Origin of the sequence: Leifsonia xyli subsp. cynodontis (assembly GCF_050632205.1) — a bacterium.
GTDB lineage: Bacteria > Actinomycetota > Actinomycetes > Actinomycetales > Microbacteriaceae > Leifsonia > Leifsonia xyli_D.
In genome coordinates, this window is sequence record NZ_CP192578.1 from 3,653,529 (window position 1) to 3,678,484 (window position 24,956).

Consider the following 24,956-nt stretch of genomic DNA (forward strand, 5'->3'; position numbering starts at 1 on the left):
AGAGCGGTCATGCTGCTCACGATGATGAAGTCCAAGGTGCACCGGGCCACGGTCACGCACGCCGACCTGCACTACGTTGGCTCGCTCACGATGGACCTCGACCTCATGGATGCCGCGCACATGCTGCCCGGCGAGCAGGTCGCCGTCCTCGACGTGACGTCCGGGGCGCGCCTGGAGACCTACCTGATCCCCGGCGAACGGGGCAGCGGAGTCATCGGCGTCAATGGCGCGGCCGCCCATCTCATCGGGGTCGGCTACACCATCATCGTCGTGACTTTCGCCCAGCTGACCGAGCAGGAGGCGCGAGCCTTCGTGCCGACCGTCGTGCATGTGGACGCGGGCAACCGGCCGATCCACATCGGCGACGACCCGTCGGACTCCCGCCGCGATGACCTCCTGCGGCCCCCTTCGCCCTCAGCCCATCGCCCGCGGCTCGACCGCTCTAAACAGAACAAGGAGACCCCCTATGTCCGGACAGATCTACGCCAATGTCACTGAAGCCGTCGGGCGCACTCCGTTGGTGCGGTTGAACCGCCTCACCGAGGGCCTGGATGCGACGGTGCTGGCGAAGTTGGAGTTCTACAATCCGGCGGGCAGTGTGAAGGACCGGATCGGCGTGGCGATCATCGACGCGGCGGAGAAGGCGGGGGCGTTGCGTCCGGGTGGCACGATCGTGGAGGCGACCAGTGGTAACACCGGTATCGCCTTGGCGATGGTGGGCGCGGCGCGCGGCTACCAGGTGATTCTGGCGATGCCGGAGACGGCGAGCAAGGAGCGGCGGGTGCTGCTGCGGGCGTTCGGTGCGCGGGTGGAGTTGACGCCGGGTCCGGACGGGATGCGCGGTGCGGTGGAGACGGCGCAGCGGATCGTGGAGAGCACCCAGAACGCGATCTGGGCGCGGCAGTTCGAGAACGAGGCCAACCCGGCGATCCACCGGGCGACGACGGCGGAGGAGATCTGGGAGGACACCGCGGGTGGGGTGGACATCTTCCTCGCGGGTGTCGGCACCGGTGGCACGATCACGGGTGTGGGGCAGGTGTTGAAGGAGCGCAAGCCCGGGGTGAAGGTGGTGGCGGTGGAGCCGCTGGACTCGCCGATCCTGAACGGGGGCAAGCCTGGTCCGCACAAGATCCAGGGCATCGGTGCGAACTTCGTGCCCGAGATCCTGGACACCACGGTGTACGACGAGGTGGTGGATGTGTCGTTCGAGGATGCGCTGCAGGTGGCGAAGGAGCTGGCCAGCGAGGAGGGCATCCTGGCGGGCATCTCGTCGGGTGCGATCATCTGGGCGGCGCTGCAGGTGGCGAAGCGTCCGGAGAACGCGGGCAAAACCATCGTCGCGATCGTCTGCGACACCGGCGAACGCTACATCTCCACCCCGCTGTGGGCGGACCTGCTGGACTGAGCGGAGTGCCCATCGTTCTTTGGTTTCCGGAGCGAATCGGACACGGCTGACTCCAGCAGCAGCTTGACGGGTGGGCCGGGTGATTCCTAACCGGCCCACCCGCGAGTTCATAGCTGCTGGAGCCAGGCGTCGTCGATCTGTTCCCAGGTTCCAGCCCCTGCTCCATACAGTCCGACGTGGAGATTGACGGAGGTATTGGATCCGCTGTTGAAAGTCACGACGTAGCGGGTGTATCCGCCGGCTTGGCCATGCCGCAGCTCACCGAGCACAGCACCGCCGGTCGTTTTCGCCCCGAGCCACGCGTTGTTGACGTTGCTGGAGCTTCGGACCCACACCGTGAAGCGGTAGTTGGTGTTGGCGGTGACAGCGACGGTCTGCCTGAGCGCGCCCCAGCCGGTTCCCGAGGTCGCGATCCAGCCGTTGTCCTGCCCGGAGTGGGCTTTCCCGGCATTGATGTCGACTCCGTACGAGAGGCTTCCTTCGCTCCACCACGGGGCGGTGGCGAAGGCGATCGCCGTCTGTGACTCGAATCCGCCGTCGCTGACGAGGGTGGTGCCGGTGGAGGACGGCGAAGTCTGCAGCTCGAACGCGCCGATGTCCGCTCCGAGGCCCGCCCCCACTGGGTTGCCAGCGAGGTCAGTCGTCGAAGTCGGCGTGGTCCCGTTGTCCGCAGCAGGGCTCGTCTGCACGGGGCGGTAGTCACGGTTGGCGGCGTTGACGTACGCCGGGGCGGCGATGATATCCCCGGATCCGAGCGCATAGCCGAGGGATACGGTCGGGCTGAACAGGTTGTGGTCGTGCGGGAAGTTGTAGAAGCTGAATGCCCCCGAGGTCTGGAAGATGTTGTTCTGGATCGTTATCCAGCTCGAGCTGGGCGACGGTCCGCTGACTCGGTAGTAGTACTGGTCGAAAAGCTTCGCTGAATCGGACGAGCGGATGATGGTGTTGTTCTGTGCCAGGTAGTTGTTCGGCGTCGTGGTGGTGTCCCAGGCGATGAACTGCTGATAATCGTCACTCACGTTCTCGTTGACGGCGACGTTGGAGGTGGTGGTCTCCGTCACCTCGAGGAAGCCTTGCGATCCCCGTGAGTAGTTGTGGTGGATGGTGATGTTGTCCTTGGTGTAGGTGAAGCCTTCGATCTCTACTGCACCTCCATCGGCACCGTAGGGACTGTCGGTGGAGCGGCAGTTGATGAAGTCGTTGTAACCGACTTCTACTCCGCTGTTGTCGATGGAGATGCCGAGGGCGCCGTATGATGTCTGGCTTCCGGAGTCGAGGCCGCGGTAGGCGATGCGCAGGTCGTGGAAGGTGTTGTGGAGGACCTTGGAGTTCGCACCATAGGTCTTCACCCCGACGCCCACATCGCTGAAGGTGCTGTCCTGCACTAATGCACCGGTTCCATTGCCGGTGATGGCGACCGCGCCGCTCCTCTCGTACTTGGCACCGGTGATGCCGAGCCCGTCGGAGTTGTCGAAGACGGCACCGTTGGTGAAGGCGAGATCTTTGACTGCGACGTACGGGGAATCGATGAGTAGCATGTTCCATGCGCCGGGATTGGTCAGCACGGGCTGCGCACCCGTGCCGTAGGCGGTGATGGTGACCGGGTTCGTGCTGGTCCCGCCGCCGGAGATCGTAGCGGCGCCGGCAAAGGTCTCGCCGCGGTCGAACGCCACAACGTCGCCGGGGCTGAAGGTGTGAGATGTGACTTTGGCGAGCGTCTTCCAGGCGGACCCGGTGGACGCGCCCGAGTTGGCGTCGTTTCCGGATGTGGAGTCCACGTAGTAGACCGTCCCTCCAGGGCCGGCGGTCGGGGTGCCGGAGCTCGAGGGACGTGCACCGGTGGCGGGGGAGAGCGCGTCGGCGGTCGCGGGCACGGACATGGCCAATGCGGTGGCCGGTATCGCCAGGGCGACGATCACGGCGGCAGATCGGATCACTTTCATTTCTGCTCCTTCGCAGGGAGGGATCGCTGGCTCTATGTCCAACGCTCGGATCGCGCCAGCTGGACGACCCGGGAAGCGGTGGCGACCGCGTGTTCCGTAGCGCGTCGGAGGGTGTCGCCATGCGCCAGTCGCGCTGCGAGCGTGCCGGCGAACGCGTCGCCGGCACCGGTGGTGTCCACGACCGTGACACGCGGCGCAGGTACCAGTTCGAGCTGGTCGCCGAGAGCGACGTAGGCACCGGTACCGCCGTCGGTCACAACGACCGACCGGCAGATCAACGCGAGTCGTCGGGCGAGGTCTCGCGGAGCCGCGGTGTCGTCGTCGCAGATGGTGGCGGCTTCATGCCGGTTGACGATCAGCGGGTCCGCGAGTGCGAGGAGGCGTGGGCCCAACCCGATCATGGGGCTGGGGTTGAGGAGGAAACGGCCTCCTGTGGTCTCGCACCACGTTGCAGCCTCCTCAACGGCGTCGAGCGGGACCTCCAGCTGGCAGAGAACGACGGCGGGCTCTACCCGGTTCAGCGCTGCGCGCACGTGCTCCGGCGTCAGGTCTCGGTTGGCCATCGGGATGACGATGATGCTGTTCTCGCCGTCGCTGGTGAGGGTGATGTAGGCGCGCCCGGTCGGAATCGGTGCGCTGCGCAGCTCGTCGGCGATCACGCCGGCGCCTTCGAGTTGGGCGCGAGCGGTCCGTCCGGCGGAGTCGACGCCGATGGAGGCCACGAGGACGGTCGGAGCGTCGGCGGCTGCGGCGATGGCCTGGTTGGCGCCTTTGCCGCCGATGACGTCCTGCACGCCGCTCCCGGAGACGGTCTCGCCGGCTCCCGGTCGCCGGTCGGCGGTGATGACGACATCCAGGTTCACGGATCCCACCACCGCCACCGACGGGCCGGCGTCGGCGGAGAGGGCGTTCACTCCTTGCTCCCGGTGCTGGCCACGGAGGTGACGAAGTAGCGCTGCAGCGCAAGGAGGATCACGGCGGGGATGACTGCGAGGATCGCGGTCTCGGCGAAGACTCGGCCGTAGTCGGTGGAGAACGCGCCGAACGACTTGGCGATCGCGACCGGCGCGAGGTCCATCGCGTCGGTGGAGGTGATGAGGATCGGCCAAAGGTACGCCTGCCACTGGAAGAGGAACAGGATCAGCCCGGCGCCGATGAGGGCAGGGCGGGTGAGCGGGAGATAGATGGACCAATAGATCCGGAACCAGTTCGCTCCGTCCAGATGGGCGGCCTCGGACAGGGAGAGCGGGATGCCGAGGAAGAACTGGCGCAGGGTGAACACGGCGAGGCCGTTGCCCAGACCCGGAAGGATCAGCGCGAGCAGTGTGTTCGCGAGCCCCCAGTCGGAGAAGGCCCGTGAGAGGGGGATGGCGATGGCCTCGAACGGGATCAGGAAACTGAGCACGACGATCGTGAAGACGGCCCCGCGCCCGCGGAATGGTATGACGGCCAGCGCGAACGCGGCGGCTGAGCTGATGACGAGTCCGACGACGACGGTCCCGGCTGCGACGACCAGGCTGTTGCCCAGAGCGGTGAGGAACCCGCTGTCGACCGCAGAGCGCACGTTCTCGAGGGTCCATTCCTGCGGCCAGAGGACGTGCCAGGTCAGTGGGGAGCTCGAGGCGAAGGTCTCGGTCGCGGACCGGAATGTGCTGGCGAGCAGCCAGAGGACGGGGACCAGGAATGCGAGGGAGATGAGGACGGCCAGGGCGGTGAGGATGCTCCGGGACAGGAGGCGGGGTCGGGTGTTCATTCGTCGGTGGCTCCGTTCCCGAGCAGCCGGAATTGGACGGCCACGATCGCGATCATGAGGATGAGCAGGACGACCAGTTGCGCGGAAGCCTGATACGGGTCGCTGAGCTCGAAGCTGCGGTGGTAGATGTCGTACATCAGGAAGTTGCTCTTGCCCTCGGGACCACCCCGCGTGAGGATCTGCACCGGTGCGAAGAGGACGAAGTTGGAGACGGTGTCCGCGACCAGCACGAACAGGAGCGGACGCTTCAGCATCGGTAGGGTCACGGAGAAGAACGTGCGCAACGGTCCCGCGCCGTCAATCCTGGCTGCTTCGTAGTAGACCGGCGGGATGTCGTTCAGACCCGCGATCAGGAACATCATCCAATAGCCGATGCCGATCCAGCTGGCCAGCACGATGATCGAGAGCATGACCTGGTCGGGGCTGGTGAACCAGGGCTGCGCGGGCAGCCCAAAGAGCGCGAGGAATCCGTTGACCGGTCCATCGGGCCGCAGGGCGATCCCCCAGACGATGGTGGAGCCGGCGAGAGGCACTGCGGCGGGCAGGAAGATCAGGGTGCGCCACAGACCGCGGCCGGGGAGGTTCTGGGTGAGGAGCACAGCCAGCAGCAGCGCCAGCAGGATCTGCAGCGGGTTGACGATGACGTTGAAGATCAGAGTCTGGGTGATGCTGTTCCAGAACGCCGGGCTGGCGAACATCTTGGCGAAGACGTCGAAGCCGACGAACTCGGGTTCGGCGAGACTGCCCGGCAGGCCGCTTCGCGTGGAGTTCACGACGGCGGTGATCGTCGGCCAGATTCGCAGGAGGAGGATCAGCAGGATCGTCGGGAGGAGGAAGCAGGCTGCCGCGATGAGATCGCGGCGTCGCGTGCCGCGCCGCCGGTTCTTCGCGCGGGCGGGAGCCGCGGCGGCGATCGTCACCCGTTCGGATCGGTCGAGCTGGGTTACCGAGGTCATGGTGTCTCCTGATCGCCGGTGCCGGGGCGGTTCCCCGGCACCGGCTGGTGTTCTACTTGCGGTACTTGGCCCAGGCGTCGTCGAGCTGGCTCGACGCCGAGGCGAGGGCCGTCTCAGCGTCGGTGCCGTTGATGATGTCGTCGAAGGTCTTGGTCATGATGTCCTCGAACTCGACGTATCCGACGGTCTGCAGGCGAAGCGTGGCGGTGTGGGCCAGTTCGGACTTCATCAGGTCGACGACCCCGGCGAATCGGGGGTCTTTGAAGGTGCCGGACTCGTAGAACTTGGCCGCGCCGTCCAAGTTCGACGGGGGCACGGCAAGGGCCGAGAGGTACTGCGCGTAGCCGCCCTTGTCGATCCCCATGAACTTCATGAACAGCGCTGCCGCGTTCGCCTTGTCAGTGGACGCCTTGGGGTTGAGGCCGAGCGACCACCCGCCCGTGGGTGTCGCCGCCTTGCTGTTGTCGAAGGCGGGGAAGGGGGCGACGCCGAAGTCGAGTCCCTTCTCGCCGACGAACTGGGTGCCCCACCACGGGCCTCCCACGTAGTAGGCGACCTTTCCGGCGGCGAAGAGGCTCGGGGTATCGGCAACCGCGACTCCCCGCGGTGAGAGCCCCTCTGCGAACAGGGAGCCGTACCAGTTGAACGCCTTCTGCCAGCCGGCGTTGGTCACATCCGGGGTGAGGTTGCCCGCTCCCTTCCCGCCTGGGCCTCCGTCTGCGCTCTCAGCGAGCGGCTGGAGCTGGTAGTAGCGGTCGATCTGATCGAAGACGAGACCGTACTGGGCGCCGGCCGCCTTCGCCTTCTTGGCATCGTCCGTGACCTGGTCCCAGGTCTGCCGGGTGTCGGGTGCCGCACTCGGTGCCGTGATGCCGGCGGCCGAGAGCAGCGCCTTGTTGTAGTACATGATGTTCGTGGAGGTCTGGTACGGCATCGTGACGAGCTTGCCGTTCGCCGTTGCGGCTTTCAGGCTGCCCGGGTCGACCGTGGACTTCAGATCGGGGAAGGTCTTCGTCAGGTCGGCCAGCCAGCCGCGGGCCGCGTAGGCGGAGGTCCGTGGCATGTCGACGTCGAACACATCGATGGCGTCCTTGGACGAGGTCAGTCGCGCGGCGAGCACACTGTTGAAGTCGTCGAACGGGACTGCTTCGTACTTGACGGTGATCTTCGGGTGCTCCTTGTGGAACGCGTCGAGGACGGGCTGGATCTGCTTGGCGTCGTAAGCGGCGCCCGCGTAGGTGACCGTGATCGGCTGCGTGGGCTCGGTGAGGCTCGCGGGCGCGGTGCCGTTGATGCTCCCGGAGCCGCCGGAGCCGCCGGAGCCGCTGCATGCCGTGAGCGCGGTGAGGGCGAGTGCTGTGCCCACGCCGGCGGCAAGCCAGCGGGTCACACCATTGTGAGGTCGCATGTCGGGTTTCTCCTTCTGCTGTGTGTCAGGTGCCCGGGACGGGCGAGGGGGAGGGGTGATGCGCGAGAGGAACAGTCGGCGGAATGCGTCGACATCGGTTTCGGTGGCGACCGTCGCGTTCGGCGCCTCCGGGATCGTGAGGGAGAGTCCGCGGTCAGCGACCACGAGTCCTCGGGCGAGTTCGCTGACCAGTTCGACCTGGACGTGCGCGGAGTCCCATCCGCAGACGGTGGGTTCGAGATGGGCGGCGACGACAAGGGGGTCGTGGAGGAAGCAGCCGTAGGAGTGCTCCGGCCGCTTGGGAAAGGCGCGGGCGAGGTAGTCGATCCACGCGTGGGTGCACTCGCCCGCCCACTGCGAGAAGGGGTCGGCGGAGGCGAGCATCCGGTCGGCGTCCTCCCGAGTGAGGAGCACCTTGGAGGTCTGGTCGAGGCCCACCATCCTGATGCGCGCGCCGCTGCGGACCACGATATCCAGCGCCTCGGGATCGACGTAGGCGTTGAAGTCCCCGACGACCGTGATGTTCTGGGCGTAGGTCGTCGCGCTACCGGCCATGAGGATGAACTCCCGCACGTTCGCCGCGAACGTCGCCGACTTCTGGATGGCCAGGGCGAGGTTGGTCATCGGCCCGATCGCGATGACGGTGATCTCGCCCGGGAAGCCTTCTGCCTGTTCGATCATCCAGTCGACGGCGTGAAGGTCGGAGCTGGGCCCGCGCAGCTCGCCGGCCGGGGAGGTGGACGTGTGCCCGGGCACGGCGTCGAAGAGCGCGCGTACCGGAGCCATGTCGCGGACCAGCGGCGCATCGGCTCCGGCAAGAACGGGGAGATCGGGGACGCCGAGACGCTCGATCAGGTTGCGGGCGACGTGGACCCCGGTGGCCAGTGTCACGTTCCCGTTGACGATCGTGAGGCCCAGCACATCCAGCTCGGGGGTGCGCAGCGCCAGCGCGATCGCCAGGCCGTCGTCGATGTCGCTGCCCGGTTCGCCGAGGCCGGGGTCGGTGTCGATGATCACTTTGCGGGCCGCCATCACAGCACCGCCTCGGGCTCGGTCGGCACGGCGATACGGGCCACGGCCAGGGTGCGCTCGGCGAGTTCGTCGATCGTGATCCGGTCGAAGTCGCGGATGCTGCTCCGCACCCGATGGTGGGTCGTCCCCACCAGGGTGGCGGGGACGGCGTCATCGCCATGGAGGGCCCCGTACACGCTGCCGGTGGTGGCGGCGGACGAATCGGTGTCCCGGCCGGCTGCGATCGTCAGTGCGACGGAGGAGGTGAAGTCGTCTCCCCAGAGGAGCCCGGCTGCGATCGCCGCTGCGTTGTGGATGGTGTGCACCCAGTTGTAGTGCCCGAGTTCCTGGTCGATCCAGTCGAGGGCATCGGTGCCGGTCGCACCACTGCGGTGCATTGCCCGGATGCCGTCCAGGGCGGCGGCGAGGCGGGAGGCGTCGGGGACGAAGCGTCGTGCGACGTCGAGCGCGTCCTCGGCGCTCTCGGTGGCGAACGCTGCGGCCACGAGCGCAGCCGCCCATTGCTCCCCGTAGATGCCGTTCTTCACGTGGGTCAGCCGGGCATCGACCAGCGCCAGCCGAGCGGCAGCGGCCGGGTCGCCGGGGTGGACGTAGCCGAAGATGTCCGCCCTTATCAGCGCTCCGATCCACTCCCGGTAGGGGTTGTCGGCAATCGCGGTCTCGGGAGAGTGCATGCCGTGGATGAGGTTGCGGTAGGCGGCGCGCTCGGCCGTGAACGTCTGCGTGAACGGGATGCGGTCCAGCCATTCGCTCTCGATGTCGGCGGTGTGCAGCTCCTGTCCGTATGTCTCCATCAGATGGAGCCCGAGGATCGTCCAGTCGATGTCATCGTCTCGGGGCACGTCGGTGAACAGTCCGGCCGAGGCGAAGGGCGCCGACTCGTGCAGGTGCGAGACGCCGGAGGGCAGCGGGTCGAGGAGGGCGACGTAGCCCGTCTGCGGCCACTGCCCCGCAGCGCGGAGATACGTCTCCACTTCGGCGCGCGTCAGACCCTCGATGGGCTTGCCCAGGGTGTTGGCGACCGTGCGCCCGAGCCACGCTCCGCGCAGGCGTCGCGGAAGCTCCGCCTCATCGATGGGGGCGGCGGTGACATCGGCTCCCAGTCGCGAGAGGGTCGCGTCGTCGCTCGGCTCGTCGAAGGGCCAGTCCTCCCGAAGCGGCGCACGCGCGAGGTCGGCGCGGATGCGTGCCAGCCCATCCAGGTCGGAGGCGGCTGCCGCGGCGCGAGCGCGCGTCTCGAGATCGCCGATCAGGTACCCGGAGTGGGCGAGCTGCTCGGCCTCGTCGGGAACGAGGTCGCGGGGATCGAGCGCAGAATGCACTGGTGTCTTCTTTCTCGAGTCGTCGTCAGGCGGATTCGCGGGAGATGAGCGTGTGCTGCACGAGCACATGCCGGTGGGTGGAGGTCATCCCCTCCGTGATGCGGTGCAAAAGCAATTCCCCGGCAGCACGGCCGATCTCCTCGGCCGGGATGCGGACGGTGGTCAGCGCCGGCCGCACCAGGCCGGCGGCGTCGATGTCATCGACACCGATGATGGCGATCCCCTCGGGAACGGAGAGGCCGGCCTGATGGGCGGCGTCGAGCGCGCCGATGGCCATGAGGTCGTTCGCGCAGAAGACCGCACTCGGCCGGGCGCGCAGCGCGATCAGTCGGCGCATCGCGTCGAAGCCGCTCTCTCGCGTCCACTCGCCGTGCTGGATGAGCGCGGCGTCGACCGGCAGGTCGAGATCCTGCATCGCGCGGAGGTAGCCGACGTGCCGAGGTTTTCCAGGCGTGTGGGTCAACGGTCCGGCGATGGTCGCGATGCGACGATGCCCGAGGAGGTGCAGGTGCATCACGGCATCGGCGGCGATGCGTTCGTCGTCGGCGGTCACCCAGTCGATCGGGAGCGAGGACGCGCCGGAACCCACCGCGACGACCGGGATCCCGGCGTCACGCAAGCGGGCGATGTCGTCGTCCACGTCGCTGACGGCGACTACCACGCCGTCCGCTCGGCGCTGGATGGCGTCGGTGACGAAGGCGTGGGTGAGGCTGCCGCCATCCGCGCCGGCGTCGAAGAGCATCACGACCTGGTCCTGACTCGACACGGCCGCCTGGAGACCTCGGGCGAGCGCGGGATAGAACGGGTTGGTGATGTCCTGGGCGATGAGCGCGATGCTGTTGCTGCGGTTGCGGTTCAGGGCCTGCGCGAAGAAGTTCGGGGTGAAGCCGAGATCTTCCATGACCCGCTCGACCCGGCGTCGTGTCTCGGGAGAGACCGGCCGGTTTCCGGAGAGCACGTGCGACACGGTCGTTTTACTGACGCCGGCGGCGGCTGCGACCGCCTGGATGGTGACGTTGCCCGCGGCAGCAGGCTTGTCTGCCGTGGTACCCAAACCGGTTCTCTCGTTCGTCATGTCCGATCCTCATCAACCTCGGAAAATTGCCTCTAATCCGGCGCAAACTGTTTGCAAACTAGTTTGCGATGTGGTGACTGTATCGGGTGGCGCGCGCAACGTCAACCACCAGGGTCACGCTGACGACCTGCTCGAAGACGCCGGAGCATCGACACCGAGCACGACGCGACAGCATGGGAAGTGCCTCGCGGCTCACCTGGAACGGCGGCTGGGACCGACTCGCGGTTGGCGTGATGCTGTACTCCGGGTCGTAATCAACAGCAAGACCGCTCGCGAAGAATCGCGAATAACCATGTCGACCAGGCATCGCTGTCAGAGCGGCACGTGAACTGACGCGCCGTCGCTAGGGACTGCTACCGCTGCCATCAGGCATGGCGCTGCCGGTGAGTTCGTGCCGCGAGAACGTGTAGACGATGCAGTAGTAGTGGCGCGCCCCGGTGTCCCATTTCGCGGGGGTGTCGGGATAGCGCAGGTCGGTCATGACGTCTTCACCCCAGATCGCCACCCAATGCCAGTTCAGTCCCGGAGCCGCGCAGAGATCGCCGACCTGTGCGTCCAGTGCCCGCGTCCCGGGGAACGGTGCGCCGGCCGGTTGCGGCAATGTGCCCTTCGACACGAGTTGGGCGATATGCGGCGCGGAACAGTCGACCACCGGGTAGCCGTCAGCGTCTTTCGACGGGTACGTCTCGAGACAGTCACCTGGCTGCAGGGAATCCACCGGGTGCGAGGGTCCCGTGGCGACCTGAGTCGGGGTCGCGCGTGGAGGAAGGCCGAGCGGCGTGGGCCGAGGGGGCGCGGGCGGGATCTGCGGCGAGAAGACTCCGAAGGACGCAGAGGGGTCGCTTTCCGCGCGACCAGGAGGGACGGCCAAAGCGCCCAGTCCGACGACGGTCAGAGCGCAGAGCGCAACCGCCGTGACGCCGGCGATCACCAGCCAGGCGCGGCGAGATAGTCCGGGCGGGCTCGTCTCCGGCGAGTGCGGCGTCCCGGACCTCGGGCCGGCCTCTGGCTCAGTCATCGTCGAGAACTCTCGTCCACGCGTCCGTCTCTCACAAGAGGTGTGCCGCACCCCGGAAGACCCCGTCCTTCTCGCGTCTGGGCTGCCCCCGCATCGTGGATGAAGATCCATTGATCGGAAGGACCCATCACCATGCCCGACATTTCTTCGCTCTACGACCTCACCGACAAGGTGGCCGTCGTCACCGGGGGTGCCCGAGGAATCGGCCACGCCACCGCCGACCTGCTCCGCAGCCGCGGGGCCAGGCTCGTCGTCAGCGACATCGCGGAATCCGTCCGTGACCTCGACGCACCGGATGTCGCGACCTACGTCGGCGACGCGTCGTCCGAGCCGGACGCCCGCGCGACGATCGAACTCGCCGTGCAGCGCTTCGGCCGGCTCGACATCCTGATCAACAACGCCGGCCGCACTCTCAACAAGCCGATCACCGAGACCAGCGTCGAGGAGTTCGACGGCATCCTCGCGGTGAACGCGCGAGGCAACTTCCTGCACGCGCGGGAGGCGCTCCGCGTGATGCAGCAGACCGGCGGCGGGTCGGTCGTCTCGATCGCCTCGGTCTCGTCCGTCGTCGCGTTCGAGACGCAGACCGCCTACGCGGCCTCCAAGGGGGCGATTGCTCAGATCACCCGCGTGCTCGCGATCGAGGGCGGCAAGCACGGCATCCGCAGCAACGCGGTTCTCCCCGGTGTCATCGACACCGACATCATGGAGGGCGTGGTCGAGAACGGCCGCGAGATGCTCGCTTCTTTCGGCCCTGCGCATCCCATCGGCCGGATCGGAACGCCGGAGGAGGTCGCCGAGGCCGTCGCGTTCCTCGCCTCGCCGGCAGCGTCGTTCATCACGGGCGCGCTGCTCGCGGTGGACGGCGGGTGGACTGCGCAGTAGGCGAGGCCGCAGGCGGGTGGGGCGTCGGCGAGCCGCTTCCGGCTCAGCCGTGCGGGCGGTCGAGGGATGCCCGCAGGCGCCCCAGTCGCCTGGCCGAGACGGTCCCCGGCTCTGCGCGGTACACGACCAGCTCCTGGCCCGGGGTGGACCGGACGTCGAAGGAGTGGATGTTCAGCGTCAGATCGCCCACGAGCGGATGCCGAAACCGCTTGGTCTCGAGCCGCCGACCCTGCACCCGGTGCTCGTTCCAATACGACCGGAACTCGGGCGACGCGGCAAGAAGGCCGTCCCGGAGCTCCGCGATGCGCGGGTCGCGCGGCTGAGCCGACTCCAGCAGCCGGAAGCCCGCGATCGTGCTGTCGGCGATCTGCTCCCAGTCGACGTAGAGGCTGCGGGCGACGGGATCGACGAACAGCGACTCCAGCATGTTCCGGCTTTGTGGGAAGCCCAGGAAGAGGGCCTCGCCGAGCGGGTTCGTGTCGAGGACGTCGAAGGCGTGGCCGAGGATCAGCGCGGGGTGCTCGCGCCACTCCATCAGCAGGGCGTGCAACCGCGGGTCCACCGTCGACGGCGTCGACTTCCCGCGCATGGGCGTCAACCCGGCGAGACGGTACAGGTGCGCGATCCCATGCTCGTCGAGTGCGAGCGCCCGGCCGATGCTCTCCGCGACCGCGGGTGACGGCGAGACCTCTCGCCCCTGCTCGAGGCGCGTGTAATAGTCGACGCTCACGTCGGCGCGCGCCGCCACCTCTTCGCGCCGCAGCCCCGGGACTCGCCGCCGTCCGCCCGTCGTGATCCCGAGCGCGGACGGATCCACGCGGGAGCGGCTGTGGGCGAGGAACTCGCCGAGCGGCGACGGCACAGCATGATCCTAATCGGCCCAGCGGGGCCGGACAGGTGGAGCGAGAACGACGCCGGCACGCGCGGACCGTCCGCACGAGGGGCAGCTCCACCGGGTCGCGAGGTATGCATCGGCGGGCTCTGCGTCCAGAGCTGAGACGCGGCGAGCGCGTACTCCCGCGGGAGTAGTCCGGATTACGTCACCCGGGTCATGACTCGGCGCGTCCGGGCCGCCAGACTCGTGCCTGACCGGATCAGAGGAGAGGCGGCACCCATGTCCACGCAGCTCGTTTCCACCGACAGCCTCACACGCCGATCGCGGGAGGCGCTCAGCGCGCTGGCGCTCCAGTTCCTGCTCGGGATGGGCGCGAACCTCATCGGAAGCCCCGAGGAGAACGAGGGCGCAGCGAAGGTCGTCGCCGGCATCCTCCTCGGTCTGCACGCACTCGTCGGGATCGGCCTGCTGATCGTCGCCGTGCGCGTCCTGATGACCGCACGCCGCACCGGTGTCGCGCAGCGCGCATCCCTGTGGGCTCTCGTGGTGATCGTCCTGACCTTCCTGGCAGGACTCGGCACGATGTTCACCGGCAGCGACTGGCTGTCGTTCGCCATGTCCGCCGGATTCGTCGCGGCCGCTGCCTTGTATGTCGCGGTGGGTGCCGCATCCCTGATGCGGACTCCGGCGACGCTCGCGAAGTGAGGGCAGTCCCCGACGGCGTGGGACCTTCGGCCCGCTCGGACGGTCGACCTGGGCCGTAGCGTTGCGGCGTCGGGCTTGCGGGAGGAGAAAGTCATGTCAACGAAATCCACGACGGTCGCCGTCGCCACCTACGCCTCGAGAGACGACGCGGTGAAGGACTACGAGGTCATCCGGGGCGCCAAGCATCAGGGCGAACTCGATCACCTCGCCATCGCCGTCATCGCCAAGGATCAGGACGGCGAACTCAAGGTGGACCGTCACGACTCGACTGCCAAGCACCTCGCGTGGGGAGGCGCGATCGTGGGCGCCTCGCTGGTCGTCCTCGTCCCGCCGCTCGGGATCACCACCCTGGCCGCCGGCATCGCGGGTGGGAGCGCGGTCGCCGGCGCCGGTGTGCTCGCCGGTGCGGGCGGGATCATCGGGCACTTCTACCGGAACATCCCCAAGGAGACTGTCGAGGAGATGGGCGGGACGCTGTCGTCAGGACAGGCCGGCCTCCTGATCATCGCGGTGGACCCGAAGGGGCTGGATGTCGGCGCACTCCTCGCGAACGCCGAGAAGAAGGTCGTCAAGACGGACGTCACCGACGAGAAGGACGCCGAGAACGACGCGCTCGAATCCGCCTTCGAGCAGATGACGGACACGAGCGACACGACGGCGGCCTGAACGTAAGACGGCGGGGCCGTCGGGCGGGCTAACGCTAGCGGTCGCTGAGGAACGCGTCCACCTGACGGTACGTGTCGCTGAGTTGCTCGATCCGCTCGCCGAGCCTGGCCCGGACCGTGACCAGTTGCTCGGCGAGCCGGTCGTGCGACGCGGCGCCCGCGGCGTCGCCTGTGCAGGCGAGAACTGAGCGCACCACGTCGCGCGGGAAGTCCATCTCGAAGAGCATGTGAATGGTCTCGGCGCGTTCCACCGCGGAGTCGTCGTATTCGCGATACCCGTTCGACTCCCGTCGAGCCGTGAGCAGCCCGTGCTGCTCGTAGTACCGCAGCGACCGCATGCTCACGCCGCTGCGACGACTCAGTTCGCCGATCTTCATCGGCCGATTGACCTTGACATGGTGTCAGGCTATACCGTCGCGATGACGCTCGGGCGAGAACGCTCGACCCATCGGAGGAGCACTCATGCAAGCAACGATCTCGGCCGCGGGGCGGGCCCGTTCGTACACGGTCGTCGGCGACCAGGACGGCGCAGGAGGCCGGGCCCTCGTGCTGGTGTTCCACGGGTCGCGGCAGGATGGCCGGATCCATCGACGGTTCACCGGAGGCGCACTGGATCGGCTCGCCGAGGAGGGCCGCGCCGTCGTGGCCTACCTGGACGGCTACCGGGGCAACTGGAACGACGCACGGGCCGCAAGCTCCTTCCCAGCGCGGACGGAGCGCATCGACGACGTGGCTTTCGCCCGAGCGGTCGTCGAGTCGCTGGCGGAGAGCCACGGGATCGACCGGGACGCCGTGGTGGGCGTGGGCTACTCCAACGGAGGACAGATGGTGCTCCGCCTGCTCCACGAACCGGGAGACCTGCTCGCCGGGGCGGTCGTCGTCGCGGCGACGATGCCCGACCGCGAAGGGTTCCTCGGGACGTTCTCCGAGGAGGCGGACCGCTCGGTCCCTGTCGCGCTCGTGGCCGGCACGTCCGACCGGATCGTCCCGTTCGACGGCGGCCGCATGGCGTGGTGGGCGCGCACGGTGTTCAAGGTCGACGGCGTCGCGCTGTCCGCGGTCGAGACGGCCGAGTACCTCGCGCGACGCAATGGCATCACTTCCGCACCGTCCGTGAGGGCACTGCCCGCGCGGACGGGTGCTCGCCGTGGCGCGCGCATGCAGGAGACTGCGTACCGGCAGGCCGGTCGCGCCCCGGTCACCCTGTACACGGTTCTCGGCGGCGGCCACACGGTGCCGGGGCCGACCGCTGCGCCCAGGGTGCTCGGGCGAACGGGTACCGACCGGAGCATCGACGAGATCGTCGACGGGGTGCTCAGCGACCTCAGGTCTGCGGCCTCGGATCCCCGTGCCCTCCTAGACTGACGGGATGGGATCGGGCGGGCGCGCGGTGACGCTGCAGGATGTGGCGGACCGCGCCGGCGTCTCCCGGGCCACGGCGTCGCAGGCGCTCAGTGGCAAGGGCCGCATGTCGGACGAGACGCGTGAGCGCGTGCGCGGGGTCGCCGCCGACCTCGAGTACTCGGTCAACCTGATCGCGCGCGGCCTCCGCACGGCGCGGTCCGGGACCGTCGGCCTCAGCGTCCCGGATCTGACGCTGAGCTTCCGCTACTACATGGACGTCGCCTTCGGAGCCGTCGAACGCGCCAAGGAGGCGGGCCTGCTGGTCACGCTCCTGCCCCCGGCGTTCGCGCAGCCCGCGATCACCGATCAGCTCGACGGGTTCCTCATCATCGACCCGGTGGATGGCGACCCGCTGACAGAGCGACTCCTCGCCGGACCGAAACCGGTCGTCACCGGGGAGGATCCTCCGGCCGGTGCGCCGGAGCCGTTCGCTGTCGTTTACGGCGACCACGACTCGGCGATGCGGCGGCTGCTCGACCATGTCTGGGAGCGGGGGAGCCGTCGCCCGGCGGTGATGCTCCCCGATCCGTCGATGGCCTGGGGACGCGACATGGCGCGCGGCCACACGGCGTGGTGCGCCGAGCGGGGCATCCCCGAGGCTCGGGCTCTCAGCTGGTTCGACGCCCCGATGGAGGCGGTCCGCCGCGAACTGGACCAGCTGCTGGCGGCTCCGGACCGGCCCGACGCGGTGATCTCCGCACCGGAAGGCGTGGCGATCGTGGCGGTGGAGGCGATCCGCGCGGCCGGTCTCGCGCCCGGTCGCGACGTCCTGGTCGCCAGCTACGTCGACTCCGACGCGCTCAGCGTGATGCAGCCGACCGTCACCTCTCTCGACCTGCATCCCCGGGAGATGGGGGTCCGGTGCATGGAGGCGCTTCTCGGCGCATTGGACGGAGGGCCCGCCGGCGCGCGCGTGCAGGTCCCGATCGACCTGGTCGTTCGGGAGTCCACTGCCGGAATAGCCTGACAACCGATTTCGTATTGCTTAATCGGTTCTGCATCTTGTTTTCGCGTTGGTGAATCGATTAGTCTTCACGAAATCGATTCGCCTTCGTGACGCGAGCAAAGGAGCCGGGCCACAATGGAACTCACGACAGACACAGAGCCGCAGTCGGCGGCGGCACCGCCGACGCAATCGCTGCGCCGGAACGCCCTGGGCACCGGCGGCATCGTCTTCATGGTGATCTCGGCCGCCGCCCCGCTCACCATCGTCGCGGGGGTCGCCCCGCTCGCGATCCTGGTGGGCGGCGTCGGCGCGCCCCTGGTGTACACCTTCGCCGGGCTGGTGCTCGGTGTCTTCGCCATCGCGTTCATGGCGATGACGCGGCACGTCCGGGCGCTCGGTGGGTTCTACACGTACATCACGGAGGCGCTCGGCAAGCGGGTCGGGCTCGGCTCGTCGTTCGTCGCGCTCTTCTCGTACAACGCCCTCCAGATCGGGCTCTACGGGCTGATGGGCGCGCAAGGGCACGACCTTCTGAAGACCGAGTTCGGCATCGACGTGCCCTGGTGGACGATCGCGATCGTCGGCATCCTCGCCGTGTTCGCCGTCGCCTACCGCGGGGTGGACGTCGGCGCGAAGGTGCTCGGCGTGCTGCTGAGCCTCGAGGGACTGATCCTCCTGGTCTTCGCGGTGGCCGTCCTCCTGCGCGGCGGCGCCGAGGGCATCACCTTCGGCACCTTCTCGCCGGGCAACTTCCTGGCGCCGGGGATGTTCGGGATCCTCGGGTTCGGCTTCGCGGCGTTCATGGGCTTCGAGTCGACGGCGCTGTACCGGGAGGAGGCCCGGCAGCCGCACCGGACGATCCCGCGCGCCACCTACATCTCCGTCGCGTTCATGGCGGTGTTCTACGGCTTCGTCATCTGGGCGATCGTGATCGCGGTCGGCGAGAGTCACGCGCAGGAGGCTGCGGGGAAGGACATCGCCGGCCTCGTCTTCCAGCAGGCCGGCCGGTACCTCGGACCGTGGGCCGAGCTCACGATGTACGTCCTTATCCTCAGCAGCGTGTACGCCTCGCAGCTGGCGTTCCACAACGCGATCAACCGCTACACCTTCGCCCTCGCCCGCGACGGCGCCCTCCCGCGCAGCCTGCACCGCACGAACCGCTCGGGATCGCCGGCGGCCGCCGGCGCCGTCCAGACGCTGCTCGCCCTGGTGGTCGTGATCTTCTTCGCCGTCGTGAACGGCGACCCGTACCTGCAGCTGCTCCTCTGGGTCAACAGCCCCGGAGTGATCGGGATCATCGTCCTCCAGGCGCTGACCTGCGCCGCCGTGATCGTCTACTTCGCGCGGCACCGTGAGGTCGCGCGCCGGTGGTACGTCATGCCCTCCGCGATCGTCGCGCTCGTGGCCATGACCGTCGTGCTGGACCTGCTGTGCGCCAACCTCGACCTGCTCACCTCGGGCGGCCCGGTGGTCGACGGGATCGTCCTCGCCGCCGTCCCGGTCGTCTTCCTCGTCGGCGTCGTGCTGGCGAGCGTGTGGGAGCGCACGAGACCCGACGTCTTCGCCCGGATCGGCGGCGCCGAGGCCGCATCAGCCCGGGAGGGAATCCATGACTGACACCGTCGACCTGCTCCTGGTCGCCGACACGGTGCTCACCCCCGAGGTCATCGCATCCGCCTCGGGCAGGTCTCCGCAGCGCATGGCCGTCGCCGTGCGCGACGGGATCATCACCCAGGTGCTGCCCGAGGAGAACGCCCGTGAGGCGGGGCTGCACGAGCGGGCGGAGCGCGTCATCGACCTGGGCGACGCCACGGTGTCCGCCGGCTTCGTGGATGCGCACATCCACCCGATCATGGGCCTCCAGATCACCCGGGGGCTGGACCTCTCCGGCATCACGGACCGCGAGGCCGTCCGCGCCGTGATCGACGGCTACGTCGCCGGGCGTCCGGCCGACGAGGAGTGGGTGCTGGCGTGGGGGCTGGACCCGGCGGTCTTCGAGGGTGGCGAGTTCGGCAACGACCTCCTCGCCGGGGTGGACGGCGGTCGCAAGCTCTTCATCACCCTGTTCGACGGCCACTCGGCGCTCGCGTCGGTTGCCGCGATCGAGGCGGCCGGTGTGCGCGGGGACGAGACCTTCCCGGACGCGTCGGTGCTCGGGCTCGACGCTGCGGGCCGGCCGAACGGGATGCTGTTCGAGTTCGCGGCGCAGGAGCTGGTGCTCCGCCACATCCCGGAGCTGACCTTCGACGACCGCGTGCAGCACCTCGCCGGCCTGCTCGCCGGGATGGCGTCGACGGGCATCGTCGCGGGCCAGATGCTCGACCTGATGGCGGCGGACTCGTTCGACCTGCTCGCCGAGCTGGAGCGCCGGCAGGACCTCCCGATCCGGCTGCGCATCTCACCGTCGGTGTTCCCGGGCTTCACCCGCGGCGACCTCGAGCGGCACCTTCGCCACCAGGAGCGCGCCGGCCGCCGCTGGTACGTGCGCGGCGTCAAGCTGATGATCGACGGCACCGTCGACAACGGCACGGCGTGGCTCTTCGAGCCGGACACCAAGGGCGAGTCGACGCAGTCGATCTGGCTGGACCCAGCCGAGTACCGCGAGGCGGTGCGCTTCTTCCACGAGCACGGCGTCCCGACGACGACCCATGCGATCGGCGACAAGGGCATCGCCTTCGTGGCGGAAACGCTGTCGGCGCTGCCGGCGAGCGACGTGCAGCACCGCATCGAGCACATCGAGACGCTGCCCGACGAGGTGCTCGACGAGATCATCGCGTCGGGTGCGGCGGCCAGCATGCAGCCCACCCACTGCACGCTCTACACGCGCGCCGACCACACCGACAACTGGTCGCAGCGGCTCGGCGACGAGCGCGCCGACCGGGCATGGCGGACGCGCGACCTGCGCGACCGCGGAGCCATCCTCACGCTCGGATCCGACTGGCCGATCGCTCCGTACGACCCGCGCGGGGTCGTCGCGGCCGTCCAGCTGCGGCGGCCCGCGGGCCGCGAAGACGTCGAGCCGGTGCGTCCGGACCAGTCGCTGAGCGCGAGCGCCGCGCTGGAGGGCTACACCAGCGAGTACTGGCGGAGCGTCGGCGAGCCCGGCGGCCGGATCGAGTCCGGGCTCCCCGCGGATCTCACGGTGTGGCAGCTCAACCCGCTGACCGCCGACCCGGACGCCTTCGCCGAGTCGGCGGTGCTGCTCACTGTCGTGGGCGGTGAGCCGTCCTTCGTCGGGGGAGGGGTGTCCGCGACGCGCTAGGACCCGGCCTGCAGCCCAGCGGTCGTGCCCAGAGCCCGGACCTCGTCGAGGGTGGGAGGCACGGCTCCCGCTCGAGCGACTGTGAGCGCCGCGACGCTCGCCGCCATCCCGCCGAGGGCCCGGAGCGAATCCTCGGAGACATCCCCTCGCCGGAGCCGAGCGAGCAGGTCTGCGTGGACCGCTCCGGCCACGAGTCCGGCCATGTAGGCGTCGCCCGCTCCGATCGTGTCCACCACGCGCGTGGGGACCGCCTCGATCTCCGCCTCGGACGTGCGGCTGCGGAGGATGCTCCCGTCCGCGCCGAGCGTCATCACGGCGACGGCGGCGCCGCGTTCGAGCACCCAGTCGAGCACTGCCCGCGGCTCCCAGCCGGGGAACAACCAGCCGGCATCCTCATCGCTGAGCTTGACCAGGTGCGCGTGCCGGGAGTACCAGTCGACGAGCTCTCGCGCCTGGGCGGGTTCTCCGATCAGGGCCGGCCGCACGTTGGGGTCGAAGCTGACGACGGTGTCGTCGTGCAGCTCCTCGATCAGCCGGCGCACGGCGGTCGCGCCGGGTTCTCGCAGGGCCCCGATCGAGCCGGTGTGAACCAGCTCGGCGGCCGGCAACGCGGGTGCGTCGAAGTCCCACGTCAGCGAGAATTCGTACCGGGCCGTCCCCTGCGCGTCGATGCGTGCCGTGGCCACCGACGTCGCCTCCCCGTGGGAGAGGTTGATCGTGGTCACGCCGGCGTCGCCGAGGTGTGCCGCGAGCAGCGACCCGTACGCATCCGCGCCGTACTCGGTGGCGAACGTGACCGGGACTCCCAGGCGGGCCAGACCGAAAGCCACGTTGAGCGGGCTTCCGCCGGCGTGGGCGGTGGGAGCGGAACCGGGCCGCTTGACGACATCCACCAGCGACTCGCCGATGACCAGGGCGCGGGATGCAGGCGCCGGGCTCACGAGAGCGGTTCCAGCACGGTCAGCCGGGACTCGCCGCCCACGACCAGCGGGGCGAGGTCGTCGTTGAACCGAGCGCAGTAGTCGGCCGCCTTGTGGGACTCGAACGCGCCGTCGGACTCGTACTCCTCGTAGACGAAGAACTTCGCCGGATCGCCGCCGGGATTGAACGCCTCGAACCGCCGGTTGCCCGGCTCCGCGCGGACCTGGAGCGCGTAGCCGGCCAGAAGACGGCCGACCTCGTTCTCCGAGCCGGGCAGCGCATCGATCTCGGCGTAGAGGAATCGGCGGTCGCTCATTCCTTCTGGGCTCCGGTCATGATGGCCACGGCCTCCGTCATCGAGTGCGACTGCGGCGTGATCGTTGCGGCGCGCTTGCCGAGACGCTGGATGTGGATGCGGTCGGCGACCTCGAAGACGTGCGGCATGTTGTGGCTGATCAGGATGACCGGCACTCCCTTGTCGCGCAGGCGCTTGATCAGGTCGAGGACCTGGTTGGACTCGCGGACGCCGAGCGCGGCGGTGGGCTCGTCCAGGACGACGACCTTCGAGCCGAACGCGGCGGCGCGGGCCACGGCGACGGCCTGGCGCTGACCGCCGGAGAGGTTCTCGATCGGGACGGCGACATCCTGCAGCGTCGAGATCCCGAGCTCGGTCAGCTCCGCCTTCGCTCGCTGACGCATGGTCTTGGTGTCGACCATTCGCAGCACGGAGCCCAGGAATCCCGGGCGGCGGAGTTCGCGGCCGAGGTACATGTTCGCGGCGACGTCCAGGGCCGGCGAGACCGCGAGCGACTGGTAGACGGTCTCGATCCCGGCTTCGCGCGCGTCCTGCGGCCGGCGGAAGTGGACGAGCTCGCCGTCGAGGCGGATCTCGCCCTCGTCGGGGATCTCGGCTCCGGTGAGGCACTTGATCAGCGTGGTCTTGCCGGCTCCGTTGTCGCCGATGATCGCGAGGACCTCTCCGGCGTAGAGCTCGAGGCTGACGCCGTCGAGTCCGACGACGTGGCCGTAGGTCTTCACGAGCCGCCGAGCGGCCAGGACCGGGGTGCGGGTTTCGGTGATGGTGTTCACTTTCGGACCTTTCGGATCCACTGGTCGATGGAGACCGCGACGATGACGAGGATGCCGACGGCGAGGGTCTGGTAGAGGACGTCGAGGCCGGCGAGGGCGAGGCCGTTCCGGAACACGCCGACGATGAGCGCACCGAGCAGGGTTCCCCAGATGTTGCCGCGGCCGCCGAACAGGCTGGTGCCGCCGATCACCACGGCGGTGATCGCGTTGAGGTTGGCGTCGACGGCGGCGTTCGGGCTCGACCCGAAGTCGCGGCCGATCTGGATCCAGGCCGTCAGCGCGACGACGGCGCCGGCGACGATGTAGACGCTCAGCAGGACGCGGCTGACGCGGATACCGGTCAGGCGAGCCGCCTCCTTGTCGTCGCCGACCGCGTAGACGTGGCGTCCCCACGACGTGCGCCCGAGCACGAACGACATGACGAGGTAGAGCAGGACCATCAGCAGCACGCCGAAGGTGATGTCGACGCCGAAGATCTTGAGCGTCAGCCCGGTCCAGGTGAGGATGTCCGGCATGGTGTTGCCCTGAACGGTCGCACCGCTGGAGATCAGGAGCGTGAGGGCGGTGAAGATGCTCAGCGTTCCGAGGGTGACGATGAACGGTGGCAGGTTGAGTCGAGTGACGAGGAGGCCGTTGATGAGCCCGGTGGCAAGGCCGGTGACGAGACCGAGGAGCAGCGCCACGACGCCGGGCACGCCGAAGCTCACCGCCGCGTTGCCCATGACGATCGAGCTCAGGACCATCGCCGCCCCGACGGAGAGGTCGATGCCGGCCGTGAGGATGACGAGGGTCTCGGCGACGCCCAGCGTGCCGATCACCGCGACCTGCTGCGTGATCAGCGACAGGTTGGTCGGTGCCAGGAACCGGGGGTTGATCGCGCCGAAGACGATGATGGACAGCACCAGCACGATCGCCGGGCTGATGGCGGGGTAGCGGTGCAGGACGCCGCGGATGCGCACCATCGGCGTCTGGCGGTTGATGAACTCGCTGGCGAGGTTCAGCGATGACGTGGGGGGCGACGACGTCGCCTTGGTGTTCGACATGGGTGCTCCAGAGGTAGATTGCGGTGCTTCGAGAGGGGCGCCCGCGGCCGGGCGCCCCTCTCAGCGGGCTAGTTGGCCCAGCAGGTGGTCGAGCCCTTGGTCGCGTCCACGCTCTCCAGTCCGGAGACCGGCTTGTTCGTGATCAGGGCCGAGCCCGTGTTGAAGAAGTCGAGGCCGTCGGAGGTCTTGGGCTTCTCGCCGCCGCGGGCGATCTTCGCGATCGCCTCCATTCCGAGCGACGCCATCTTCGAGGGGTACTGCTGCGCGGTCGCGCCCAGGATGCCGTCCTTGACGTAGCCGACGCCGGTGCAGCCGCCGTCGATGCTGACGATGGTGACCTTGTCCTGCTTGCCGGCCGCCTTCAGGGCCTGGTAGGCGCCGTAGGCCGCGGGCTCGTTGATCGTGTAGACGACATTGATGTCGGGGTTCTTCGACAGCAGCGTCTCCATGGCGGTGCGGCCGCCGTCCTCCGCGCCCTGGGAGGGCTGGTGCCCGACGATCTCGTACTGGCCGCCCGTGCCGCCGGTATACGTGCCGGAGGACTTCTCGCCGCCGTTCTTCTTCTTGTCGCCGACGTCGATGCCCATCCCGTTCAGGAAGCCGTGGTCGCGATCGACGTCGACCGAGACGACCTGGTCGGAGAACAGGTCGATCATCGCGATGACGGCCTTCTTTCCGGCGAGGGTTCCGGCCATCCACTTGCCGATGGACTGGCCGGCGGCGTAGTTGTCGGTGGCGTACGTGATGTCGACGGTGTCGGGCGGGGTCGGCACGGTGTCGAGCGCGATGACGTAGAGGCCCGCGTGCCGGGCCTTCGCGATCTCGTTGTTGACGGCAGGGCCGGCCGGAGTGATCAGGATGCCCTTGTCGCCGCGGGAGATCGCGTTCTCGATGGCCTGGATCTGGGTGTCGGTGTCGCCGTCCTTCTTGCCTGCGGCGAGGGTGAGCTTCACGTTGTTCTTCTTGGCGTCGGCCTTGGCGGCCGTCTCCATCGCCACGAAGTAGGGGTTGCTGGTGGTCTTCACGATGAGCGAGACGCCGACCTCATCGTTCGGTCCGGCCGTGGAGCCGCCGGCGCTTCCGGAGGAGCACGCGGTCATGGTGGCGGCGACGGCTGCTGCCATCGCCAGCGATGCGAAGACGACCTTGCGCGGTCGACGCGGGAATCGGGTGGGCATCTGTTCGGCCCCTTTCTGTCGGAGGGCCGTGAGCCCTGACAACGGTGTCATGAGGGATACTGACACACGTCGGCGAATTTCGCTAGACCCCGAAGATCTCAGGAGTAGCCG

The 24,956-nt window shown here is 68.6% G+C and carries 24 protein-coding genes; 9 read left to right on the forward strand and 15 right to left on the reverse strand.

The window, feature by feature from the left end; translation table 11 throughout:
• The first annotated feature begins 9 nt into the window (after positions 1–9).
• Both panD and cysK read left to right on the forward strand, forming a co-directional pair.
• On the forward strand, positions 10–498 hold the full coding sequence (gene panD, locus ACQ86M_RS18420; protein WP_431246495.1) for an aspartate 1-decarboxylase: 489 nt from the start codon (positions 10–12) through the stop codon (positions 496–498).
• Positions 467–1,405: a cysteine synthase A gene (cysK, locus tag ACQ86M_RS18425; protein ID WP_431246496.1), complete on the forward strand. Its 939-nt coding sequence runs from the start codon at positions 467–469 to the stop codon at positions 1,403–1,405. Before panD ends, cysK begins: the two co-directional genes overlap by 32 nt.
• Before the next feature lie 107 nt (positions 1,406–1,512).
• Here cysK and ACQ86M_RS18430 read toward each other — a convergent pair whose 3' ends face one another.
• The 8 genes from ACQ86M_RS18430 to ACQ86M_RS18465 form a co-directional block, all read right to left on the reverse strand.
• Complete coding sequence (locus tag ACQ86M_RS18430; RefSeq protein WP_431246497.1) at positions 1,513–3,348, reverse strand: choice-of-anchor Q domain-containing protein; 1,836 nt, start codon at positions 3,346–3,348, stop codon at positions 1,513–1,515.
• 32 nt (positions 3,349–3,380) lie between these two features.
• Positions 3,381–4,262, reverse strand: coding sequence for a ribokinase (locus tag ACQ86M_RS18435; RefSeq protein WP_431246498.1), 882 nt, complete (start codon positions 4,260–4,262; stop codon positions 3,381–3,383).
• Positions 4,259–5,101 carry a carbohydrate ABC transporter permease gene (locus ACQ86M_RS18440; RefSeq protein WP_431246499.1) on the reverse strand — a complete coding sequence of 281 codons (843 nt, stop codon included), beginning with the start codon at positions 5,099–5,101 and terminating at the stop codon, positions 4,259–4,261. The genes ACQ86M_RS18435 and ACQ86M_RS18440 overlap by 4 nt, the downstream gene beginning before the upstream one ends.
• Positions 5,098–6,057 carry a carbohydrate ABC transporter permease gene (locus ACQ86M_RS18445; RefSeq protein ID WP_431219950.1) on the reverse strand — a complete coding sequence of 320 codons (960 nt, stop codon included), beginning with the start codon at positions 6,055–6,057 and terminating at the stop codon, positions 5,098–5,100. The genes ACQ86M_RS18440 and ACQ86M_RS18445 overlap by 4 nt, the downstream gene beginning before the upstream one ends.
• 52 nt (positions 6,058–6,109) lie before the next feature.
• The gene (locus ACQ86M_RS18450) at positions 6,110–8,497 is read right to left on the reverse strand and encodes an extracellular solute-binding protein (RefSeq protein ID WP_431246500.1); all 2,388 of its coding nucleotides are present in this window, start codon (positions 8,495–8,497) and stop codon (positions 6,110–6,112) included.
• Positions 8,497–9,819, reverse strand: coding sequence for an ADP-ribosylglycohydrolase family protein (locus tag ACQ86M_RS18455; RefSeq protein WP_431246501.1), 1,323 nt, complete (start codon positions 9,817–9,819; stop codon positions 8,497–8,499). The genes ACQ86M_RS18450 and ACQ86M_RS18455 overlap by 1 nt, the downstream gene beginning before the upstream one ends.
• A gap of 25 nt (positions 9,820–9,844) precedes the next feature.
• Positions 9,845–10,894, reverse strand: a complete 1,050-nt coding sequence (locus ACQ86M_RS18460; RefSeq protein ID WP_431246502.1) for a LacI family DNA-binding transcriptional regulator — start codon at positions 10,892–10,894, stop codon at positions 9,845–9,847.
• Positions 10,895–11,237: 343 nt separating this feature from the next.
• On the reverse strand, positions 11,238–11,612 hold the full coding sequence (locus ACQ86M_RS18465; protein ID WP_431246503.1) for a hypothetical protein: 375 nt from the start codon (positions 11,610–11,612) through the stop codon (positions 11,238–11,240).
• Between the two features lie 432 nt (positions 11,613–12,044).
• Here ACQ86M_RS18465 and ACQ86M_RS18470 point away from each other — a divergent pair, with 432 nt between their 5' ends.
• Positions 12,045–12,797 (forward strand): SDR family NAD(P)-dependent oxidoreductase, encoded by a 753-nt coding sequence (locus ACQ86M_RS18470; protein ID WP_431246504.1) that lies wholly within the window; start codon positions 12,045–12,047, stop codon positions 12,795–12,797.
• 43 nt (positions 12,798–12,840) lie between these two features.
• Here ACQ86M_RS18470 and ACQ86M_RS18475 read toward each other — a convergent pair whose 3' ends face one another.
• Positions 12,841–13,659 (reverse strand): helix-turn-helix transcriptional regulator, encoded by an 819-nt coding sequence (locus ACQ86M_RS18475; RefSeq protein WP_431246505.1) that lies wholly within the window; start codon positions 13,657–13,659, stop codon positions 12,841–12,843.
• A 252-nt stretch (positions 13,660–13,911) separates the two neighbouring features.
• Here ACQ86M_RS18475 and ACQ86M_RS18480 point away from each other — a divergent pair, with 252 nt between their 5' ends.
• Together ACQ86M_RS18480 and ACQ86M_RS18485 are read left to right on the forward strand one after the other, a co-directional pair.
• A complete protein-coding gene (locus ACQ86M_RS18480; RefSeq protein WP_431246506.1) occupies positions 13,912–14,337 on the forward strand; it encodes a hypothetical protein in 426 nt (141 codons plus the stop codon).
• 93 nt (positions 14,338–14,430) lie between these two features.
• Positions 14,431–15,003: a hypothetical protein gene (locus ACQ86M_RS18485; RefSeq protein WP_431246507.1), complete on the forward strand. Its 573-nt coding sequence runs from the start codon at positions 14,431–14,433 to the stop codon at positions 15,001–15,003.
• A 34-nt stretch (positions 15,004–15,037) separates the two neighbouring features.
• On the opposite strand, the gene ACQ86M_RS18490 is transcribed toward ACQ86M_RS18485, so the two are convergent.
• Positions 15,038–15,379, reverse strand: coding sequence for a MerR family transcriptional regulator (locus ACQ86M_RS18490; protein ID WP_431246508.1), 342 nt, complete (start codon positions 15,377–15,379; stop codon positions 15,038–15,040).
• 85 nt (positions 15,380–15,464) lie between these two features.
• On the opposite strand from ACQ86M_RS18490, the gene ACQ86M_RS18495 reads away from it, so the two are divergent.
• The 4 genes from ACQ86M_RS18495 (at position 15,465) to ACQ86M_RS18510 (ending at position 20,614) form a co-directional block, all read left to right on the forward strand.
• On the forward strand, positions 15,465–16,367 hold the full coding sequence (locus ACQ86M_RS18495; RefSeq protein ID WP_431246509.1) for an alpha/beta hydrolase family esterase: 903 nt from the start codon (positions 15,465–15,467) through the stop codon (positions 16,365–16,367).
• 4 nt (positions 16,368–16,371) lie between these two features.
• The gene (locus ACQ86M_RS18500) at positions 16,372–17,373 is read left to right on the forward strand and encodes a LacI family DNA-binding transcriptional regulator (protein ID WP_431246510.1); all 1,002 of its coding nucleotides are present in this window, start codon (positions 16,372–16,374) and stop codon (positions 17,371–17,373) included.
• Positions 17,374–17,487: 114 nt separating this feature from the next.
• Positions 17,488–18,969 (forward strand): APC family permease, encoded by a 1,482-nt coding sequence (locus ACQ86M_RS18505; protein WP_431246511.1) that lies wholly within the window; start codon positions 17,488–17,490, stop codon positions 18,967–18,969.
• Positions 18,962–20,614 carry an amidohydrolase gene (locus ACQ86M_RS18510; RefSeq protein ID WP_431246512.1) on the forward strand — a complete coding sequence of 551 codons (1,653 nt, stop codon included), beginning with the start codon at positions 18,962–18,964 and terminating at the stop codon, positions 20,612–20,614. The genes ACQ86M_RS18505 and ACQ86M_RS18510 overlap by 8 nt, the downstream gene beginning before the upstream one ends.
• Here the strand turns inward: ACQ86M_RS18510 and ACQ86M_RS18515 are convergent.
• The 5 genes from ACQ86M_RS18515 to ACQ86M_RS18535 form a co-directional block, all read right to left on the reverse strand.
• Positions 20,611–21,555 carry a carbohydrate kinase family protein gene (locus ACQ86M_RS18515; protein ID WP_431246513.1) on the reverse strand — a complete coding sequence of 315 codons (945 nt, stop codon included), beginning with the start codon at positions 21,553–21,555 and terminating at the stop codon, positions 20,611–20,613. The two genes, ACQ86M_RS18510 and ACQ86M_RS18515, sit on opposite strands and share 4 nt — an antisense overlap.
• Complete coding sequence (locus ACQ86M_RS18520; RefSeq protein ID WP_431219966.1) at positions 21,552–21,851, reverse strand: putative quinol monooxygenase; 300 nt, start codon at positions 21,849–21,851, stop codon at positions 21,552–21,554. The genes ACQ86M_RS18515 and ACQ86M_RS18520 overlap by 4 nt, the downstream gene beginning before the upstream one ends.
• Positions 21,848–22,624 carry an ATP-binding cassette domain-containing protein gene (locus ACQ86M_RS18525; RefSeq protein WP_431219967.1) on the reverse strand — a complete coding sequence of 259 codons (777 nt, stop codon included), beginning with the start codon at positions 22,622–22,624 and terminating at the stop codon, positions 21,848–21,850. Before ACQ86M_RS18525 ends, ACQ86M_RS18520 begins: the two co-directional genes overlap by 4 nt.
• Positions 22,621–23,667, reverse strand: a complete 1,047-nt coding sequence (locus tag ACQ86M_RS18530; RefSeq protein ID WP_431219968.1) for an ABC transporter permease — start codon at positions 23,665–23,667, stop codon at positions 22,621–22,623. The genes ACQ86M_RS18525 and ACQ86M_RS18530 overlap by 4 nt, the downstream gene beginning before the upstream one ends.
• Positions 23,668–23,735: 68 nt before the next feature.
• Positions 23,736–24,845: a substrate-binding domain-containing protein gene (locus ACQ86M_RS18535; protein WP_431246514.1), complete on the reverse strand. Its 1,110-nt coding sequence runs from the start codon at positions 24,843–24,845 to the stop codon at positions 23,736–23,738.
• Positions 24,846–24,956 lie beyond the last annotated feature (111 nt).